This window comes from Pseudomonas sp. UFMG81, assembly GCF_015354575.1.
GTDB lineage: Bacteria > Pseudomonadota > Gammaproteobacteria > Pseudomonadales > Pseudomonadaceae > Aquipseudomonas.
Genome location: NZ_JACAFQ010000042.1, coordinates 27,267 through 45,348, shown reverse-complemented (window position 1 = coordinate 45,348; position 18,082 = coordinate 27,267). Strand labels below are relative to the sequence as shown.

The window sequence follows — 18,082 nt, the reverse complement described above, 5'->3', positions numbered from 1 at the left end:
GGTGCCTCCATTCGAGGGCTTTACGGTGTCTGCAGCAATTGCCAGAAACTCGGCGTGTTGGCACCGGGAGCCTGTGCAGGATCGGCGCTCATCACCGCGAAGAAATCGTTGAAAAATTCCAGATACGCGTCGACGTGAAAAATGCCCTGGTGCTTGTCGCGCATTGCCTGGCGCAACCCCCAATGGCCTGCGCCTACTGGAATCAGCGAACCTGCGTTGTAACTGATGGCCACGAGCACCGGGTCGAAATTGCTCGGCAGATCGCGGGACACCGCCTTCTGCTTGATGTAACAAGCCCCTGCCCGAATCGAGGTTTCAGGGTCCAGTAACGCGGCACGATCCAGCGACTTCTCACCCGTGGCCCGACGCGCCGTTTCGATCAATGTCTGCATCAGTCCAGGCGAGACTCTATGGGGTGTGGCTGCATCGCTGACATACCCCGGCTCCAGGCGCACACGGTCGGCGTGTCCACCGCTCTCGGTGCAGGCGGTTGCCACGAGCAGCTCAACCGGTACGCCATAGGCTGCGGCGCATTTTTCGAATGATGATCGATAGTCCGCCCACGTCTTGGCGGCAGTCTTGGGTTCGCCTGCGGTGCGCGGCAGCTTGCCATCGACCATCACCCCATCCTTCACCAGTTGCCAGCGTGCGCTACCGTCACCGACCGGAGCGCCATGTAACGGAGCCAGCCGTGCCTTGTAGGGCTCCAGGACAACCCTCCAGGAACTGGAGACGATACTTGGCGCAGGCACCTTGGTAGTGCTCGCCAAGAGCTCACCCGACGCTTTGTCGGGGAACAGCAGGCTCCAGGTGTTGCGGCCCACGATGCCGTCCTCCTTCAGCCCATGCGCCCGCTGAAACGCTCGCACGGCCAACGCGGTACCTGGGCCGAACACGCCATCGGCCGGGCCACTGAGCAACCTGGCGCGAGACAGCGACAGTTGCACCGCACGCACGTCGAGGCCACGCATCAAGGGGAAGCTGAATGACAGATCGCTGAAAAGGTCCATTGGCTCACTCCACGCAACCGGCGATCGAACGACGCACTAGCTCTGCATCGTGCGAGACGCGGCTCAGGGTTTGGATACGTTCACCATTCACGCCCGCTGTTCGAGCCCCACTCGAGGCCTGGTCGGCCAGGCGCGCCGCCGTGCAGCGTTGGGCATCGCTGCCAGCCCCGGGTTGCGCAAGGTACAGCTGATTGATGGCTTGCCAGAACAATGCATCGGCCTGTGGCAGCCCTGAGGCCAGCGCCGCACCCTGGCGAACCAGCACTTTGCCCTGTTCGATGGACGCTGCATTTTCCGCCAGGCAATAAAGCGCCTGGACATGCAGTTCCTTCAATTTGACTTGAGCCTCGGGGGTCAACGAACCATCGGCGAATTGCTCGCTTTTCGAAAAGCTCGCCACGGCGCTTTCCAACCGCCCCTTGGCCACCGACGGCGGGCAGAACGCGTCCGGCGCACGGCTGTCAAAGGCCAGTTGCTGATTGGCTTCACCATGGATCGCGTAGCGCTGGGCACACCCGGCAGCGCCAGAAGGACATTCGCCCACTGGCGTATCGTCGGCGATGGCTTGCCACTCCCCGGCAGCCTGGGCCTGCTGATAGCGCTCCAGCTGCGCGACACCAGGGTTGATCACAGAACAACCGGCAACGATCAGCCCCAGCAACAATGCCATACAGATCATCGCGTAGCGACTCATCACGACCTCCAGAGGCTGGCGATCAATTGCGTCGGATCGATTTTCTGGGTTCGCATGTAGCCCACCCACAAGATGAGCGCCTCCATGGCCAGGTGCGGCTCATCATGATTGCCAGGTTGGCCTATCTTTTTAAGCGCCTCGTTGACCGCTTCAAGGCTTGGCGTTGCGCTCGGGGCGAACGCGGTACCGGCCAACGGCGCGAGTGCGCTTTGCACTTGGTCGGGAGTGATGTCCTGCGATGACTGCTCCCACAACAATGCGCGGCGAAATTCCAGCAAGCCGTTTTCCAATTCGCCACGGCTGGTGAACAGGCTGGCATCCTGCCCATATCGGGTCCACAGGTTGTCGGCCCCCTCGTCACTGAGCACCTGGTTCACCAGGTCGGTGACGAACCCCGGACTCGAGAGTTGCGCACTGAAGGCCTGCCGGAATATCGGGCATTGCTGGAGGGCGATCGCCGCTGAAGTTCCCGACACCTTGCCCTGGCTGATGATCTGCGGGTCGTAAGGGGCGTTAAGCACCCGGGCCACCCACCGGCGGTACTGATCCGAGCCTAGTTGCCACGCCGTGCCCAGCGTCAGCGCGACAACGGCAACCGGTGGTAGCCCGCTGACTACGGGCATCACGGTAGCTGCGGACTTGAGCAATTCCACCAACGGCGATTGGCCGAACAGCCCCTGCGTCGCCTCGGCGACTTGTTTCACCGTTTCGGCTGTGAAGCCCTCGCTGTCAAGCCCTTGCACGGCGGCCAGGGTGAGCTGTGCCTTCTCCAAGGCCTGTGCCGCACCTTCGGGAATTGCCCCCTTGGGCAGCACTGGGCCGAGCGTGTCGACCAGCACTTGCGCGCCGGACACATGTGCCTGGAGCCGCTGCAGATCGTCGGCCAGTTTGGTCCGGGTTTCCAGGCTGAGCAATGCACTCTTGGCCTGATCCACCTGGCCACCCAGCGTGCTGACCTGCGTCTCGAGCTTGCGCTTGCCTTCCTCGGCCTCACCCAGCAGCTTCACGGTCTGCCGTGTGGTCTGGGCGTCCGTACTGCTGTTGCGTGAGCCGAAATAGTAGGAAAAAACGCCGATGATGATGCCGTTGACATACCCGGCGATGGCATCGCTCACGTTCAGGATGTCGACATACATCAGCAAGGGTAAGCCCACCACGCCAACGATCAAGGCGATGACTGCGCGCACGGTCCCTTCTGGCAGGGCCATGGGCGTGTCTTTGAGGTTGGCGAACGCGCTCGCCGCATCGGAAGGTGACATACGGCGAATCAAAGCGAAGTGTCGGGAGCAGATCCACCACAGAAACGCCGCAAAACTCAAGCCGACGATGAATACCAGCGTCGCTACCCGTGCCTTGTTGTCGGAGAACGACAGAAATCCCGCAATGCGGGTAAAAAGACCGGTAGTTTCAAGTGCTAAACACACCAGGTAGATCGACAGGCCATAACCTAGCAACTTGAGTGGCCCGCCGAAAATCGACCACAGTCGATTGGCAGTGTCCTTGGTCATCTTGGGTCCCCTCGCCTACGGCCGCTCGTGCGAAACGGCCACGCAGTTGGTTCAAGGGTGAAGCATCCAGGCAACGACTGAACTGCATCCAACTGCACAAGATGACGGATCTCAACGCTTGGAAACGGCGTTCTTCATGATTCAGTGTAGGTGGATCCAAGAACGGACCATTAAACGATGAAGTTTTTAACGAAGTAGACGCTATACCAAATAACGATGTTTGCTGGTGCCATCGCTCACTTCGCTATGCCGCTTCGCCAGCAAGCCGGCACCTACGGGCGTCAGCCTTGGACTGCCGTCACCGAGACTTGCATCGGTCTCTACTCCATTACCTTGATATCACTACCCAACGCCATGGCCGCCAGCTTCGCCACCTCGAGCGGCCTGCCCGGGTCGATACCGTCTTCGAGCATCCAGGTTGCCGACAAGCCAGACCAGGCGAGTACCCATTGCAGGAGCCTGCGCCGATCCATGCCGGCCGCTTGTGCGACGATCTCGATCCGACGCGCGAAACGTTCCGGCGCCAAGGCGCTTGCACCTTCGGGATTGCAGAACAGGTTCGCGTAATCGAAGCCCCGCTCGCCATACAGGCCCTTGGGGTCGATGGCGAGCCAGCCGGACGGGCCGAAATCGAGCACGTTGCCATGGTGGATGTCGCCATGCAGCACCGTGACGTCCCGTGGATCAGCCAACAGTTCCCGCGCCGTGTTCGCGCACTGTTCGAAGAGGCCGCCGTGCTTGTGCGCAGCGCCCCATAACGCTTCGAACCAGTGCGTCAGCGGCACCAGCGCGGGGGGCGGTTTGTCACGAGGCGCATGCAGGCGGGCAACCACCGCGCAGAGGATGCGCGTGGCATCGTCGTCCTCGCCGCCTGCGACCTTCTGCACCAACGATGCCGAGCCCTGCGCGCGTGCCATGAGCAGCGCTTCGCCCGCCACGGCCAACACGGGCGCCGCCCCATCGCCGTCCCACCAGGCCATGAGCAGGCTGCCGGCCTGTTCCTCGGCCACCTGGGAGACTTTCAGCATGGCTGGCATGCCGTGCTGGCGAACGGGCAGCAAGTGGCCGTTCAGCGACGCGAACGCGCTGCCGTCGAGGGTCAGATCCCAACGTTTCAGGTAGTGCTCAAACATGGTTTCTCACGAACCTGTCGCCTTTCAACTCACTGCGTGCTGCCCCATAACCAACCTGGTGCCCGCCCGCCTCCAACGCATCACGCAGGTAACGCAAAGCGCGCTGGAATACAGGATGACAGTCAGCCAGGGGCAGGTCAGCTAGCGGTGCCCAGAAGAATGCGAAGGCATGGCCGTGATCATCCAGCGTCTGGTGCGTCCACTGCTGCGGTAGTTCGCCCTCGACCTGGCACAGCTGGAATGACCAAACCTGCCCCTGGTGCCGCGCATCCCAACAGCCCAGGTCATGGGTGACCCCCGCAGTGCGGATACCGGCCTCTTCCTCAAGCTCGCGCAGCGCGGCCTGGGCTGCGCTCTCGCCGGGCTCGATGCCACCCTTGACCAGCTGCACACCCGCCAGCGGGTGGCGGAACAGCAGAATGCGTGGAGGGACGTGCGCTGACAGCACCACAGGGCAGGCCTTGCCTGGGGTCATGGCGATTTCCTTGCCGATGTTCTAGGACGCGACATCTTACCCGCTACGATCAGATGTCATAGCCATGCGCTCCCGGGTGTCTTGGTCGAGCAGGCTGCGAAGCGCCTCGAACAGCGGGTCGGCATCGGTGTATGGCTTGCCGTATCCCAGGTTGAAGGCGTAGTCGAAGCCTGGCGGATTCCTGCCCTGATTGTGCTGGAGGATGGTTTCCAGTTTATCCAGCGCCTTGACGGCCTTGGCCTCGGGCGACTGCGCCTGTTCATAGTCGTCCCAAAGCGCCAGGATTTCGGCTTTAAGTGGTTCATCCAGTGCACGGGTCAACAGCAGCAGGTCATTGCGCTCTTGCTGGCTCTTGTTGGGGAACGCGCGCTGGCTGACTGCCGGTATATCGCCATTGATGGCTTCGCCCAGGTCGTGAATGACGCACATCTTGAGTATCTTCAACGGATCGAGACCGGCCAGTTGGTCCGCGAAGACGATGGCCATCAGGCAGAGGCGCCAACTGTGTTCGGCGGTACTCTCGGTGCGACCGGAAGCAGTGTGTGCGCTTCTGAGCACATCCTTGAGCCTTTCTGCTTCGCGTAGAAAGGCGAGGCGCCCCTTGAGTCGTTCGATATCCATGCATCCCCCTGAAACAGTCGGTGAACCACCTGCAGCCCACCTCGGCCAGGCCAGCCTAGAGCTGGAGATGCTCAACGTCCACGCATGAAATATGCAGGCAAGCGATCAGAGCGTTTCTACCAGGCGTGCGGCCGTCCCATCCGAGAGTGGGATACGGGTCCAGCGACAGAGGCTCTGGCGGATGGGCACGAGGCTGGAGTCATTGCTGCCGCTTGCAAACTCCAACGCGGGGGGCGCCAGCACTTCCCGCCAGCCCAATGCATCCAGCGCGCACTCCTGGTCGATGATCTGCTGCGTGGCAAAGCGCCAGAGCGAGCGCCCCATCAGCTCGCTGACCGGGCGGGCGAACTGCGCCGCGCGCGACGGGGAGCAGGCCAGCAGACGGTGGGTCAGGTCGCAAACCAGATGAACGGGCCGTGCGCTTTGCCTGACCAGCCGAGCCAAGGCCTGGTCGGCGGCTGCATCCAGGCGAGCGGCAAGCAGTTGCTCGAGGATTTGCTGTGCGATCGGGTCCAGCGCCAACGCGCCGCTTTCCCAACGCGAGACGGTGGATTGCGTGACGTTGAACAGCTGGGCCGCATGGGACTGCTTGACGCGGTGCAACTGACGCCATCGCCTGAGCGCAGCGCCAGGCAATGCCGGTCTTGGCAACAGGTCCGGCATGACGGTTTCCGAATTCAGGGCAGGTTGGCGAGTGTGAGCCATGCAAGGTTGCCGCTGCAAGTTGGCGGGATCAATGGGGGCTTGCATCGAGTGCGTGCTTTTGCCCCAACGTGGAGGCCAGCAGTCAACGTTGTGGGAGCGGGTTTACCCGCGAAGCAGGCAACGCGGTGCATGGCACGGGCTTCGCCCGTGTTCGCGGGCAAGCCCGCTCCCACAGGTTTCGCGGTAGCCTTGGATAGTGGGCATTGCCTTCATGAGCCGTCATGTTCAAGGCCGGGCGGTTGCGCCAGAAAGTCTGCTACCAGCGATGCAATCTGCTGCTGAATCACTGCGCGCGCACGGCCGTTATCGCCATCCTGGCAAATGATGCCGTCGCCTGGCACCTCGGCTTCAAGTAATGCCTGCGCGCCAGGCTTGCACTGCGACATGAAGGTGAAATGACTGGCATCGCTGATTTCGACGTAGCGGCTCGATGCCGCCGGCAAGCGCCCGGCCAGGTTGGCAGACTCAAGCTCGGCCGGCAGCTCACGCGACGGTACACCAGCAGCGATCACCAAAGCGGGTACGGGCAGCGCGGTCAGGCTTTCGGGGGTCAGGCCCCGTGAAAGCCCCAGGTCCAAGGTCACCACGGCAGTGACGCGTTCATCACGCCAATCGGCACCCAACGCACCCTTGGATGCCGAGGAGCCTGCGACTTTTGTCTGCGCGTACACCGTGCAGCTGGATAGCTGCGGGTGGGCCTTGCAGTCTTGCGCGAAGCGATCCGGATCGAAACGAGCACCGGCGATCTCCAGCGCGGTCCAGCCACCGAGTGAGTGGCCCACCGCTGCAATTCGGCCGGTGGCGACCTTGCCGAAGGTTTCGGGGTGAGCCGTGACGCTGTCGATGGCCCGGCGCAGATCGACGGGGCGTTGCCATAACTGCGCTGCCGCTTGAGGGCTGCGGTCGTGGGTCGTGGTCCCGGGATGATTGACTGCAGCGACGATGTAGCCCTTCCGGGCCAGGGCACTGGCCAGCCACACCTGGTTGTTCCAGTTGCCCCGGTAGCCATGGGAGAGCACCACCAATGGATGTTCGCCGGCAGCAGGCGGCGCGTCGGCAATGGCTGAAGCGCCGACGAACACCGAGCTGTCGGCGAATAGTTGCGTGGCAGCGGTAACCGCACTGGGGTACCAGACGACCATCTCCACTACGCGGCCATCGTGGGCATCCGCCAGTGTCGACGAGTGGAAACCGATAGGGTTTTCGTCAGCCGATGCGGTAGTCGCCAGCCAAGCCAACAACAGCGTGCCGTAAGCCATTTTCATGTCGTATCTTCCTTGAACGGACAAGTGCGGGGATAAAATGCAGCGCCAGCATTGTGCGGGTTCTTTATCATGTTGTCTCGACCCATTGCCTGAGACCGTCATGAGCCACCCCTCCTTCCGCACGGCCACCGCTGCCGACGTTGATCGTTGTTTCGCCATCGAGACCAGCGCCTACGAGGGCGACGAAGCCGCGACCCGCGAAAAGATCGCCACCCGCATCGCGCAGTACCCGCAGGGTTTTCTGATCATGGAACTGGCGGGGGACGTGATCGGTTTCATCAACTGTGGCTGCGCCCATGAAGTGGTCATGTCCGACGAAGCGTTCAAGGAACTGGTGGGGCATGACAGCGAGGCGGTGAACGCGGTGATCATGTCGGTGGTGATCGACCCGGCGCACCAGGGCAAGGGCTACGCCAGCCTGATGATGCGCACCTTCGTCGAGCGCATGCGGGCGATGGGCAAGCGCAGCATTCACCTGATGTGCAAGGAGCGCCATGTCGAGCTCTACGCGCGCATGGGATATCGCTATGTGCAACCCTCGGCGTCCGACCACGGCGGCATGGCCTGGCATGAAATGGTGATGGTGCTGTGAGGGTAGGCCCTCTCAAGGGGTTCGCGTGAGGGCCGCCAAGTGCTCGCAGAAAGTCTTGCAGTGTTCTTGAGATCGAGCGCCGCCCGCGCGGCGCATCGCCGGCAAGCCGGCTCCCACATTTGTTTCGGGCCAGTTATGCCTGCGCCGCCGCGGCTGTGCGCCTTGTTTGTACGACGCAGTTTTTGCATGGACGCTAGCGCCGCCCCGCATGACTCAAGACATGCACCAAGGCGGACAGTGGAGACCTCACAGGATGGATTGGCCCGAAACANATGTGGGAGCCGGCTTGCCGGCGATGCGCCGCGCGGGCGGCGCTCGATCTCAAGAGCGCCGCAAAGCTTTCGACAAGCGCATGGCCGCCTTCATGCGATAGTCGTCTCGGCAGCAGCCTCGGCGGCCAGCTTCAAGCGGTCGGCCTTACAGATGTACTTGGGCTTGCGCGGGGCCAGCTTGGCGTTGGCCTTTTTCGCATGGGCTTCGAGGAGCTGCTTGATCTTCTTACGGCGGTTCATTCGATTTTCCGGCTATGTCGGTACGGTCACACGGCGGTCATCATACCCGGCGCGCGGTGCCCCGGGTGTTCACTCGTCAAAAAGTGTCCAGCCATGGCAAATGCTGCGAAAACCTTTCGCAGTGAACAGCAGCGTGAGTTCTTTCGGGTCGAATGCCTTGTACAGCCAGTGTCCAGGGACAGGGCCTCGGGTTATCACGTACTCCAGGCGGTACTTCTGAACCGCTGCGCAATCGCAGCAAGCCGAACTGAACTCGATGCTGTCGCCTGGCTCGAGCGCCCACAGTTTTGCAGCAAGCCGCTCATCCAGCACCGCCGCTTCAGCCGCCGCCATCAGATGCAGCGAATGCAGTTTCTTTTCAAGCCTCGTGCTTCTGCTCATGCAGGTACCCACCAGCGAGACGGGCTCATGCCCCCTGGCGCCGCAGGGTCAGGATCGCCGCACCAAAGCCGATGAACGTCGTCCCCACCACCCGGCTCACCCACCGCGACAATGCCGGCCGGGTCAGCACGCCCTTGGCCCGCGAAGCGAGTGCGGCATACAGGCTCAGCGACGTCAGCGACAACGCCATGAAGATCGAGGTCAGGATCAGGAACTGCGGCAGCAATGCCGCACCCTGGTCGATGAACTGCGGGAACAGCGCGGTAAAGAACATCGTCGCCTTGGGGTTGGTCACCGCCGTGAGGAACGCTGACTTGTACAGCTTACCGGGCGTGGGAGCAGCCTTTCTGGCGCCCTCCTCGATGCCCGCCACCAGCATCGGGCTTTTCTTCAACAGTTGCTTGGCCCCCAGGTAGAACAGGTAGCCGGCACCAAGCAGCTTCACCGCGTTGAACAGCCATTCGGAGCTGGCCAGCAATGCCCCAAGGCCAAGCATTGCCGCCGCCGACAGGCAGAACAGGCCGCTGGCGTTGCCCACCGACGACCACACCGCACTGCGCTGACCGTGCGCCAGGCTGTTGTTTATCGCCATCAGGGTGGCGGGGCCTGGGCTGGCAATGGCGATCGCGGCGACCAGGGTGAAGGCGAGTAGCGAGTGAGTATCCATGTGCGAAGGCTCTACCGAGGGCGAAGCGGCATCTTACAGGTAAACCGAAGGGCCTGCCCCGCCCGCGTGGCGCGCCTCACGCGCAGGCGATCTGGCTACGCCCGGCGCCTTTGGCGCTGTACAGCGCCTGGTCCGCCGCATCTATCACAGCTTGCCAGCGTTGCAGTTGCGCCCCAGGCACCGCGCTGATACCGATGCTCACGGTGACGCGCCCAAAGGGGCTGGACTGGTGCGGGATGTCGCGCTGGCTCAAGCGCTCGAGCATTTGCCGCGCCACCTCTGTGGCGCCCTCACGGTCGGTATTGGGCAGGATGACGCCGATCTCTTCACCGCCGTAACGCGCCACCAGGTCCCCGGGCCGGCGGACGCAGGCTTGCAGCACATGGCCCACTTCGCGCAGGCAGGCATCGCCGGCCAGGTGCCCGTAGGTGTCGTTGTACAGTTTGAAGTAATCGATATCGATCATCAGCAGGGCCAGGCTGGTCCCTTCACGCTGGGCACGCAGCACTTCCTGGGCCAGGGTTTCATCGAAACAGCGGCGATTGGCCAGGCCTGTCAGCGCATCGTTCAGCGCCAGGCGTTCAAGCTGTTGGTTGGAGTCGAGCAACTGCTGCTGGGTGACACGCAGCTCGGCCTCGACGGCGGTCCGCCGGCGGATATCGCGAATCAACATCCAGCCGATGGTACCGGTGAGCCCGAGCAAGCCGGCCACCACCACCAGCGACAGCAGCGCCTCCAGTTGCCACGCCGCCAGCACTTCGTGCTTGCCCACTGCCACCGTGGTCACCAGTGGCAGGCGGTCATTCTTGCGAAAAGCGTACAGCCGCTCCACGCCGTCGAGGCTGGAGGTGAACGAGGCGGTGCCGACGGACTGATCCACCAGGTACTGGGCATAGATCGGCGACTTGGAGAAGTTGCGCCCCATGTCCTGCTCACGGAACGGGTAGCGCACCAACAGCGAACCGTCGGTGTGGGACAAGCCGATCGCGCCTTCCTGGCCGACATCGATCTGGCCGAACAGGCGCAGGAAGTTCTCCACCCCCAGCGTCACGGCCACCACCCCGGCGAACGCGCCACTGGCGTCGTTGAAACGGCGACTGATGGTGATCACCCACTCCTGGTTGGCCCGGCTGCGGATCGGCAGGCCGATGAAGGGCTCGCGGGACGGGTCGTCGCGGTGGTGGATGAAATAGGCCCGGTCACTGCTGTTGGCACCCACCGGGACGGTCCGGTTGGAGGACATCAGCCAACGGCCCTCGCGGTCATAGATGGTGACGCCGCTGAGCTGCGGCATCAGCGGCTGCTGGCGACTCACCAGGGTTCTCAGCCGTTCGATCTGTGCCGGGGCACTGCCCTCGGTCTCCAGGCGTTCGACCAGGCCGAGCAGCAGCAAGGAGCTCTGGCGCACGATGCCTTCGGAATACGTGGAAAGCGCCTGGGTCAGGTTCAGGCCATGGATGTTCACCTCCTCCAGGGCCCGCTGCCGAGAGGCCATGACCTTCCACAAGGTCAACGATGCCAGGGAACAACCAATGACCAGTAGCAAGAGCACAACGAGGTGGGTATCACGCTTCACGTCTGTACCTGATGGAGATTCCAAGTTCCCAAGCGGGCTGCCATTGCCCGCAGGCAACGGCAGCCGGTGCATTCCTGGCCGTGGGCAAGCATACAAGGCGCCGCGTATTGGCGCAGTAGCCCTACACGAGTCAGGGCAAAAAACCTTCGCTCTACGCGACGTGTTTTGCCGCACCCCCGGCCCAGCGCTGGCTTGAGGCGTTCATCGCTGCCTTACCTGCCCAGCCTGATTGACCACCCACGGCGCCTGGCCCGGGGCAATACGCACCCCGCCCACCCAGCGCTCTGCCGGCCCCTGGTCGAGCCAGTTGGCCTGGCCGGCCAGTACCTGCTCGCCCAGCGCGGTCAGGTGCAGCGCACGCTGCTGCCAGCTGTCGCCCTCGCCTTCGCGAAGCAACGGCCGTGAGGTATCGATCAAAGGGCGCAGCAGCACGTTGAACATCATGTCGCCCAGGTAGGGCAGCGGCTCTTCGCTCGCCATCAGCTCGGCGAACACCCGCCCCGCAGGTTGCTCGCCCATGCGCGCAAGAATACGCAGGGTCAGGCGCTCGGTAAGGCTCAGGCCATCGTCGGCGCCGGGCAGTTCCTGTAGCTGCCGGGCCAGTGCGCCTTGCAGCAACGGCAAGGCCGCGTGCGGGCGGCTCGCCAGTTCCGCCCAGTGGCGTGGGTCGGGCGCGGTGTACGCGGCCCAGGCCTGGCGTGCCAGCGCGAGCGCGTCTTCACCCAGTGCCCGGCGCTGCGGCCACAGCCAGGCCAACACGTCCGGGGCGAGCTGGCCGATGCCGATGAAGCGCTCGACGCCGGGCACCCGGTCGGCCTCAATCAGCGCCAGGCGCCGTGGCAGGCATGGCAGGCTGGCCAGCACGCGGATCAGGAACAACTGGTCGTAGGCATCGGCCTCGCACCACAGCACCAGTTCGCTGTGCGCGTTCAACTGCGCCAGCGCATCCCGTTGCCGGGCCTGGCGTTGCTCGACATCGCGCGGTGCGAGGTTGAACACCTTGCGCACATAGTCGCCGCGCACACGCCAGTACTCATCTTCGGGCAACGCCGGCACCGGCCCCATGACCATGGGGTCGTCGAACATATGGAAAGTGCCGGTAAACCCGGCGATGCGCAGGCAGTGCTCGATATCGTTGCCGCAGCGCCAGTGCTGCACCTGGGCCTGGCCCTCGGTGGCGAACCCGGGATGGCGCGCGGCGAAGGCCAGCGCATCGGCATGGGCCTTGAGCCTGGGCCAGCTGGCGAAACCGGCCTGGCGCGCCACCAGCCACTGGGTGTCGGCCAGGCGGTAGTCGGGGCCGGGCAGGCCCAGGGCGTGCAGTTGCGCGCGAGTGTCTTCGTTCAAAGCCTTGAGCAGGCGCTTGGCGCGCTTGCGCAGGGTATGCAGGTCGATCAGGCCGTCGGGGCGGGATACGTGAATGGCAGGCATGCCAACTCCTTGTGGGGCTCGGTCCGCCGACAAGCCGGGAGCTGGTATGTGAAAAAGTCTGCAATGCCTGGGCAACCCCTTCGCGCGGACCGCGGGCGCGGCGAACGCCCTGGGGCGAGACTTTAGCGGGTGATCCACAAAGGTGCAATGGATGTGCTGCGACGCCTGCGACCTGCGTCTACCAGAACGTTTCGCATGCACCCTCCCTTCGCGCCAGGCCTCACGATGCAAGCACTCCTGCAAGAAATCCTCGACCACGTCCGCCCGCTGCTCGCCCAGGGCCAGGTGGCGCAATACATTCCCGCCCTCGCCCAGGTCGACCCGCACCAGCTGGGCATCGCCGTGCAAAGCCTGGACGGTGAGCTGCACTGCGCCGGGGACGCGCACACGCCGTTCTCGATCCAGAGCATCTCCAAGGTGTTCAGCCTGGTCCAGGCGATCAGCCACAGCGGCGAAGGCATCTGGTCGCGGCTGGGCTACGAGCCGTCCGGCCAGGCATTCAACTCGCTGGTGCAGTTGGAGGTGGAAAAGGGCCGCCCGCGCAACCCGTTCATCAACGCCGGCGCCCTGGTGATCTGCGATATCAACCAATCGCGCTACGCCACCCCCACCCTGTCGATGCGCGACTTTGTCCGCCGCCTGGCGGGCAATCCGCGCATCGTCAGCGACGCGGTGGTGGCCGAGTCGGAGTACCAGCATCGCGCGCGCAACGCCGCCATGGCCTACCTGATGCAGGCGTTCGGCAATTTCCGCAACGATGTCGACGCCGTGCTGCGTAGCTACTTCCACCATTGCGCGCTGTCGATGAGCTGCATTGACGTGGCCCGTGGCTTCGCCTTCCTGGCCAACAACGGCCTGTGCCCGAACAGCGGCGAGCAGGTGCTCAACCCGCGCCAGGCGCAGCAGGTGAATGCGATCATGGCCACCAGCGGGCTGTATGACGAGGCGGGGAATTTTGCCTACCGGGTGGGATTGCCGGGCAAGAGCGGCGTGGGCGGCGGGATTGTCGCGGTGGTGCCGGGGCGCTACAGCATCTGCGTGTGGTCACCGGCGCTGAATGCGTCGGGCAACTCGCTGGCGGGGTTGCGGGCGCTGGAATTGCTGAGCGAGCGGATGACCGGTTCGGTGTTTTCGGCGGTGTCTTGAGCGAAACCTTCGCCAGCAAGGCCAGGTCCCAACGGATGCCGCAAGCGCAACATCCGTAGGAGCCGGCTTGCCGGCGAACGGGCTGGAACAGACAACACAGGACCTTAGGCGGTGCCTGCGTTCGCCGGCAAGCCGGCTCCTACGAAGTCTCAGCCTTCTATTCGGCCTTCGACCGTCACCGGGCCCACCTTCAACTTGCCGCTTTCAAGCGACACGCTCGGCAGCGCCAGCTCGGGCAATGTCGGTTGATTGAGCGTGGCCTTGACCTCGTAGTTGACCGGTTTGACCGTGGCCCCCATCACCGTCCCACCCTGCCCGTCACCCACGCCCGAGGCCTCCTTCACACTGGCCTTGCGCAGGAACTCACCCTGGGCATTGAACGCCGGCTTGTAGTCGAGCCCGGCCGGTGGTTGGCCGTCCTTCGCCTCAGCCGGCTTGCCGGTCAACCCCAGGCCAAGATCGAGCCGCGCCGAGGTGGTGGTGTCCTGGCGCTCTTCAATCGTCAAGCCACCCTGGCGCTGGCCATCGAACTGCCGGGCCTCGACCCGCGCACCGCTGAGCAGGGTATCGCCCGCGCTGTTCAACGTGGCCTGCTCGGCTTTGACGCGGCTGTTCTGCTGGGTGTTGGCCTGAAGATAATCCACCTGCCCCTTGGCCCCCAGTTCGAAACCGTAGGACGGTTTGGTCGGTTGCTCGGCCCCCGCCGGTGTCTCGCGGCTCAGGTCGCCCCCGGCCTTGAGTTCCACACCCCAGTTACTGCGGCCCTGGGTCGATTGCGCTGATTCGAGCCGCAACCCGCCCTCGCCCGCCGTCAGGCTGACGGCCGGTGCGTCGACCTGTGTACCCTGCAGATTTACCGCGCGGCCCTCCAGTGCCACCGACTCGCGCGAAGCGATTTGGCCGCCAGCCAGCGTATTGGCCGTTTCTCGGGTTTGTCCGGCCTTGAATTCACCGCCCAGCTTACCGCCCAGGGTGCTGCCCTGCTCGCCGCTGGCCGCCTTGCCACCCAGGTTCACGCCCGCGGCAAACTGGTGACCGGTCACGCTGCGGGTATCGCTGGCCGCCTGCAAATCAAGCGTGCCGCCCGCCTTGGCCTCGACCGGGCCTGCGGCATCGATACGGGTGCCTTGCAGGACCTGGTCACCGGCGCTGGTCAGGCGCACCGCACCGTTACCGGTGATGCTCGCCACCTGCGCCTTGCTGTCACGCGCATGATTGGCGCTGTGCTCGCCCTGAACGCTACCGCCCAGCTCAGTGGTGCCCGTTGGCAAGGTGCCCACGGTCAGCGATGCACCGCCGCCGAAGCGCGTGCTGTCGCTGTTCACCTGGTCACTCGCCTGGTTCAGCGCCAGCTTGCCAGCACTGTTCACGGCCACCGCACCCTGACCGCCGTCGAGGCGACTGCCTTCGAAGCGGGCATCGCCCGCCACCTGGATGTTCACACCCTGGCTGGCGCCGAAGCCTGCCACCACGGCCTTGGTGCTGTCGTGGGTCGTTCGCTCATTGCTGCCCGCACCACTGGCGGCCACGTTCACGTCCGAACCGGTCTTGGTGTAGACCCGTCCTGCAACAGTGCCGGTGATCTGCTGGTTGCTGCTGGTCTTGGTATCGCTGGCTGCATCCGCCTGTAACGCACCGGCCTTGATCTGCAATGCGCCGTCATTGGCCTGGTACTGCGTGCCCTGATCACGCAACGTGCCGGCAACATCCAACTCGACGCGCTGCCCGTCGAAGCGACCGACCACGGCGGTAGCGGACTGTTCGCTCTTCACCTGGCTGGCATGCCCGACCGCCACATCGACGCCGACATTCGCCGAGCCGATCTGGGACAGCGCCTGCGTCACCGAAGTCTTGCCCTCCAGCACCTCACGCACTTCCTTGACCGGCAGCTTGCCGTCGAGCGCGTCCTTCACCGATACCTTGCCGTCGAGTACATCGCCGACCACGCCGGCGATGGGGCGGGCGATCTCCTTGTATTCGGCATTCACGCCGACATCCGCCGTCCAACTGCTCTGCTGGTGGCTGCTGCTCGCCGTGTCGCGGGCCGCCCGGTTGTCCACCTCGGTGGCCGCCACGCTCAGCGTCTTGCCGCTGCTCACCTGCGCGCCTTCACTGGTCAGGTTGCCTGCATCGATGGTCAGGTTGCCGGCGCTGCGCACGCTCGTGGTTTTCGCCGTGCCGCTGCTGCTGGCGTCCTGCGTGGTGGTGTGGGCGAAGTCGGCGCCTACACCGGCACGGTCGAGACCGGCGGTGACATAGAGCCCGCCAGCGGTGCGGCTGCTTTCTGATGTTTCGCGGTGCTGGTCCTGCCCGGCAAGCAACGACACCTGCTGGCCCGTGAGGTGGGTGTCGCCTGCGGTGGACTGTACCGCCGCGCCCTCGAGCGCCAGCTCGCCCCCAGCCTTGAGCCGCACTTCGCTGCCACTGAGGCTGGCGCCCTGCTGGCTGACATCGGTCCGGGTCGCGCCCTGCCGCTCACTGGCGTAGCCGACACCTGCGCGGTACTGCCCGCTGCCCGGCGCTGTCTCCCCGGCATGGGCGACGAAGCCTCGGCTGCTGCTGGCACTGCTGTGCTCACGGGTGTCCTGGGCTGCGCCGACTTTCACATCGCCCTTGGCCTCGGCATTCAACGCGCCGCTGGCCTTGACCGTCGAGCCGACCACCTCGATACCCTCGCCACTGTTCAGGCCAACGCTGCCCCCGGCCACCAGCTCGCTGCGCACCGAGGTGCTTTCGCGGCTGCCCTGGCTGGACTGGTTGTGGCTGATGCCGAAGAACTTGCTTTGCTGGTCACGGCTGCTGCGCTCGTCAGTACGCGAGGCTGTCCCGATCTGCACCTGCTTGCCAGTGATGCGGATGTCCTTGCCGCTGGTCAGTTGCGCACCTTCGGTGGACACAGTGGCCTTGGCCTGCAAGGCGATATCGCCACCCTTGAGCTGGCTGCTGACGCTGCGTTGCTGTTCGCTGCGCGTGTCCCAGTCTGCCTTCCAGAAGCCCTTGGTGTGCTTGCCCTGGTCGGTGTGCACCTGGCGCTCGGTAGCGGCGCTCAGGCGCAGGTCTTTGCCGCTGCTCACGCTCAAGTGGCCCGGTGCTTCGACGTGGGCCGCTTCGAGCAGGGCGTCCTGCCCGGCGCTCAGGCGCGCATCGCGCCGGGCCAGCACCTGGCTGCCATGCTCGCGGGTGTCGCTGTCGACCTGGGTGCGCTGGTAGGTTTCCCAGTCGATACCCAATGCGCCACTGCGCCAGTTTTCCCGTTGTTCCTGGAGCTTGCGGCTTTGTACGGTGCTCAGGGTGAGGTTGCGCCCGGCGTCGAGGCTGACGTCGCGACCGGTCACGTCGGCGGCCGCCAGCGTGAGGTCCTGGCCACTGCGCAGCGCCACATCGCCCTGGCTGCTGTGAATGCCCGCACGGGTCGCCTGCAGGCTGTTCGCCACGGCTTGGCCGCTGATGTCGAGGCCGCCGGCCGACGTGATGTTTACCCCGTCGCGCCCGCTGACCTGCACTGCGCCCACGCGCACCCCCGCGCCCTGGGCGGTGCTGACGATATTGATGCGCCCGGCCTGCATGGCACCGAACAGGCTGGCATCGATGCGCTGGCCGTCGCTGGCGGAGCCGGGGTCGATTGCGCTGATGCGGCCGCTGGCATAGTCCACCTGCTGGCGGCCCACGGTGAGGTTGAGCTGGTCACGGGCGACCAGCTGGCCCTGGCTGTCAATGCGCGGGGCGATCAGGTTGACCGAGCCACCGTCATTGCGCAGGCCCGCGCCCTGTACCTGCAACTGACCATTTGCGTCCAGGGTGCCGAGGGCCTGCAACTTGCCGTCGCTCACTTCAGGCCGCCCCACCACCAGGCTGGCGTTGGGCGTGTTGATGAAGCTGGCGCCATTGACCGAGATACCGTTGGGGTTGGCCAGTACATAGTCGGCGGCGCGGCCGAAGATTTCCTGGGCGCCGTTGAGCGCCGACGGGTTGCGGCTGACCACTTCATTGAGGATCACGCTGGCTGCCTGGCCATTGAGCTGCGGGTTGGCCGCCAGTTGCCCTGCCAGCTGCGACTGGCCGGCCTGCAAGGCGTTGTTCAACACCAGCCCCTGCCGATCGACGTTGTAATCCAGGTACTGGTTGTGCGACAGGCCCGCGCCATTGGGCGCGACGATATCGACGATGGGCACACCGCCCTGGGTCTGCAGTTGCGCCGTACCGCCAGGGCCGGGCGCCACCACCACGCCCGCGGCCAACGCCTGGGGCAGGCTGGCGGTGAGCAGCAGGCTGGCAATCGCCCAGCGCAGCCGGCCCTGTGGGGACAGATGGAAACTGAAGGGGGTGTTCGGCATAGGGGCACTCTCCATGTAGTACTGCAAGGTGT

At 64.6% G+C, this 18,082-nt stretch carries 16 protein-coding genes; 2 read left to right on the top strand and 14 right to left on the bottom strand.

The annotated features are described in order from the left end of the window. Nucleotides 1–20: 20 nt before the first annotated feature. The 8 genes from IX761_RS23490 to IX761_RS23455 form a co-directional block, all read right to left on the bottom strand. On the bottom strand, nt 21–1,010 hold the full coding sequence (locus IX761_RS23490; protein ID WP_194791890.1) for a peptidoglycan-binding protein: 990 nt from the start codon (nt 1,008–1,010) through the stop codon (nt 21–23). Nucleotides 1,011–1,014: 4 nt separating this feature from the next. After that, nucleotides 1,015–1,773: a hypothetical protein gene (locus tag IX761_RS23485; protein WP_194791889.1), complete on the bottom strand. Its 759-nt coding sequence runs from the start codon at nt 1,771–1,773 to the stop codon at nt 1,015–1,017. Beyond that, nucleotides 1,704–3,212 carry a hypothetical protein gene (locus tag IX761_RS23480; RefSeq protein ID WP_194791888.1) on the bottom strand — a complete coding sequence of 503 codons (1,509 nt, stop codon included), beginning with the start codon at nt 3,210–3,212 and terminating at the stop codon, nt 1,704–1,706. Before IX761_RS23480 ends, IX761_RS23485 begins: the two co-directional genes overlap by 70 nt. A 320-nt stretch (nt 3,213–3,532) precedes the next feature. After that, nucleotides 3,533–4,345 carry an aminoglycoside phosphotransferase family protein gene (locus tag IX761_RS23475; RefSeq protein WP_194791887.1) on the bottom strand — a complete coding sequence of 271 codons (813 nt, stop codon included), beginning with the start codon at nt 4,343–4,345 and terminating at the stop codon, nt 3,533–3,535. Continuing rightward, nucleotides 4,338–4,820, bottom strand: coding sequence for an NUDIX hydrolase (locus IX761_RS23470; protein WP_194791886.1), 483 nt, complete (start codon nt 4,818–4,820; stop codon nt 4,338–4,340). The genes IX761_RS23475 and IX761_RS23470 overlap by 8 nt, the downstream gene beginning before the upstream one ends. Before the next feature lie 36 nt (nt 4,821–4,856). After that, the gene (locus IX761_RS23465) at nt 4,857–5,441 is read right to left on the bottom strand and encodes an HD domain-containing protein (protein WP_194791885.1); all 585 of its coding nucleotides are present in this window, start codon (nt 5,439–5,441) and stop codon (nt 4,857–4,859) included. A gap of 105 nt (nt 5,442–5,546) precedes the next feature. Beyond that, nucleotides 5,547–6,104, bottom strand: a complete 558-nt coding sequence (locus tag IX761_RS23460) for a helix-turn-helix domain-containing protein (protein ID WP_194791884.1) — start codon at nt 6,102–6,104, stop codon at nt 5,547–5,549. A gap of 251 nt (nt 6,105–6,355) precedes the next feature. Continuing rightward, the gene (locus IX761_RS23455; RefSeq protein WP_194791883.1) at nt 6,356–7,411 is read right to left on the bottom strand and encodes an alpha/beta hydrolase family protein; all 1,056 of its coding nucleotides are present in this window, start codon (nt 7,409–7,411) and stop codon (nt 6,356–6,358) included. 100 nt (nt 7,412–7,511) lie between these two features. Here IX761_RS23455 and IX761_RS23450 point away from each other — a divergent pair, with 100 nt between their 5' ends. Then, the gene (locus IX761_RS23450) at nt 7,512–8,003 is read left to right on the top strand and encodes a GNAT family N-acetyltransferase (RefSeq protein WP_194791882.1); all 492 of its coding nucleotides are present in this window, start codon (nt 7,512–7,514) and stop codon (nt 8,001–8,003) included. Between the two features lie 362 nt (nt 8,004–8,365). On the opposite strand, the gene IX761_RS23445 is transcribed toward IX761_RS23450, so the two are convergent. From IX761_RS23445 to IX761_RS23425, 5 genes are all read right to left on the bottom strand, one after another. Further along, nucleotides 8,366–8,515 (bottom strand): DUF2986 domain-containing protein, encoded by a 150-nt coding sequence (locus IX761_RS23445; RefSeq protein ID WP_194791881.1) that lies wholly within the window; start codon nt 8,513–8,515, stop codon nt 8,366–8,368. Nucleotides 8,516–8,584: 69 nt separating this feature from the next. Continuing rightward, a complete protein-coding gene (locus tag IX761_RS23440; RefSeq protein ID WP_194791880.1) occupies nt 8,585–8,896 on the bottom strand; it encodes a hypothetical protein in 312 nt (103 codons plus the stop codon). Between the two features lie 25 nt (nt 8,897–8,921). After that, nucleotides 8,922–9,563: a LysE family translocator gene (locus IX761_RS23435; RefSeq protein WP_194791879.1), complete on the bottom strand. Its 642-nt coding sequence runs from the start codon at nt 9,561–9,563 to the stop codon at nt 8,922–8,924. A 76-nt stretch (nt 9,564–9,639) separates the two neighbouring features. Further along, on the bottom strand, nt 9,640–11,139 hold the full coding sequence (locus tag IX761_RS23430; RefSeq protein ID WP_194791878.1) for a diguanylate cyclase: 1,500 nt from the start codon (nt 11,137–11,139) through the stop codon (nt 9,640–9,642). 201 nt (nt 11,140–11,340) lie between these two features. Beyond that, complete coding sequence (locus IX761_RS23425) at nt 11,341–12,570, bottom strand: DUF1835 domain-containing protein (protein WP_194791877.1); 1,230 nt, start codon at nt 12,568–12,570, stop codon at nt 11,341–11,343. A gap of 225 nt (nt 12,571–12,795) precedes the next feature. On the opposite strand from IX761_RS23425, the gene glsB reads away from it, so the two are divergent. After that, nucleotides 12,796–13,716, top strand: coding sequence for a glutaminase B (gene glsB, locus IX761_RS23420; protein WP_194791876.1), 921 nt, complete (start codon nt 12,796–12,798; stop codon nt 13,714–13,716). Nucleotides 13,717–13,865: 149 nt separating this feature from the next. On the opposite strand, the gene IX761_RS23415 is transcribed toward glsB, so the two are convergent. Then, entirely contained in the window at nt 13,866–18,050 is a 4,185-nt protein-coding gene (locus IX761_RS23415) for a hemagglutinin repeat-containing protein (RefSeq protein ID WP_194791875.1), read from the bottom strand. Between the last annotated feature and the right edge of the window lie 32 nt (nt 18,051–18,082).

Excerpts from the sequence above, each read along its gene's own strand:
- IX761_RS23455 (WP_194791883.1), bottom strand. The coding sequence starts at position 7,411 with ATGAAAATGGCTTACGGCACGCTGTTGTTGGCTTGGCTGGCGACTACC.
- IX761_RS23465 (WP_194791885.1), bottom strand. The coding sequence starts at position 5,441 with ATGGATATCGAACGACTCAAGGGGCGCCTCGCCTTTCTACGCGAAGCA.
- IX761_RS23440 (WP_194791880.1), bottom strand. The coding sequence starts at position 8,896 with ATGAGCAGAAGCACGAGGCTTGAAAAGAAACTGCATTCGCTGCATCTG.
- IX761_RS23460 (WP_194791884.1), bottom strand. The coding sequence starts at position 6,104 with ATGCCGGACCTGTTGCCAAGACCGGCATTGCCTGGCGCTGCGCTCAGG.
- IX761_RS23470 (WP_194791886.1), bottom strand. The coding sequence starts at position 4,820 with ATGACCCCAGGCAAGGCCTGCCCTGTGGTGCTGTCAGCGCACGTCCCT.
- glsB (WP_194791876.1), top strand. The coding sequence starts at position 12,796 with ATGCAAGCACTCCTGCAAGAAATCCTCGACCACGTCCGCCCGCTGCTC.
- IX761_RS23475 (WP_194791887.1), bottom strand. The coding sequence starts at position 4,345 with ATGTTTGAGCACTACCTGAAACGTTGGGATCTGACCCTCGACGGCAGC.
- IX761_RS23450 (WP_194791882.1), top strand. The coding sequence starts at position 7,512 with ATGAGCCACCCCTCCTTCCGCACGGCCACCGCTGCCGACGTTGATCGT.
- IX761_RS23490 (WP_194791890.1), bottom strand. The coding sequence starts at position 1,010 with ATGGACCTTTTCAGCGATCTGTCATTCAGCTTCCCCTTGATGCGTGGC.
- IX761_RS23425 (WP_194791877.1), bottom strand. The coding sequence starts at position 12,570 with ATGCCTGCCATTCACGTATCCCGCCCCGACGGCCTGATCGACCTGCAT.
- IX761_RS23415 (WP_194791875.1), bottom strand. The coding sequence starts at position 18,050 with ATGCCGAACACCCCCTTCAGTTTCCATCTGTCCCCACAGGGCCGGCTG.
- IX761_RS23445 (WP_194791881.1), bottom strand. The coding sequence starts at position 8,515 with ATGAACCGCCGTAAGAAGATCAAGCAGCTCCTCGAAGCCCATGCGAAA.
- IX761_RS23435 (WP_194791879.1), bottom strand. The coding sequence starts at position 9,563 with ATGGATACTCACTCGCTACTCGCCTTCACCCTGGTCGCCGCGATCGCC.
- IX761_RS23480 (WP_194791888.1), bottom strand. The coding sequence starts at position 3,212 with ATGACCAAGGACACTGCCAATCGACTGTGGTCGATTTTCGGCGGGCCA.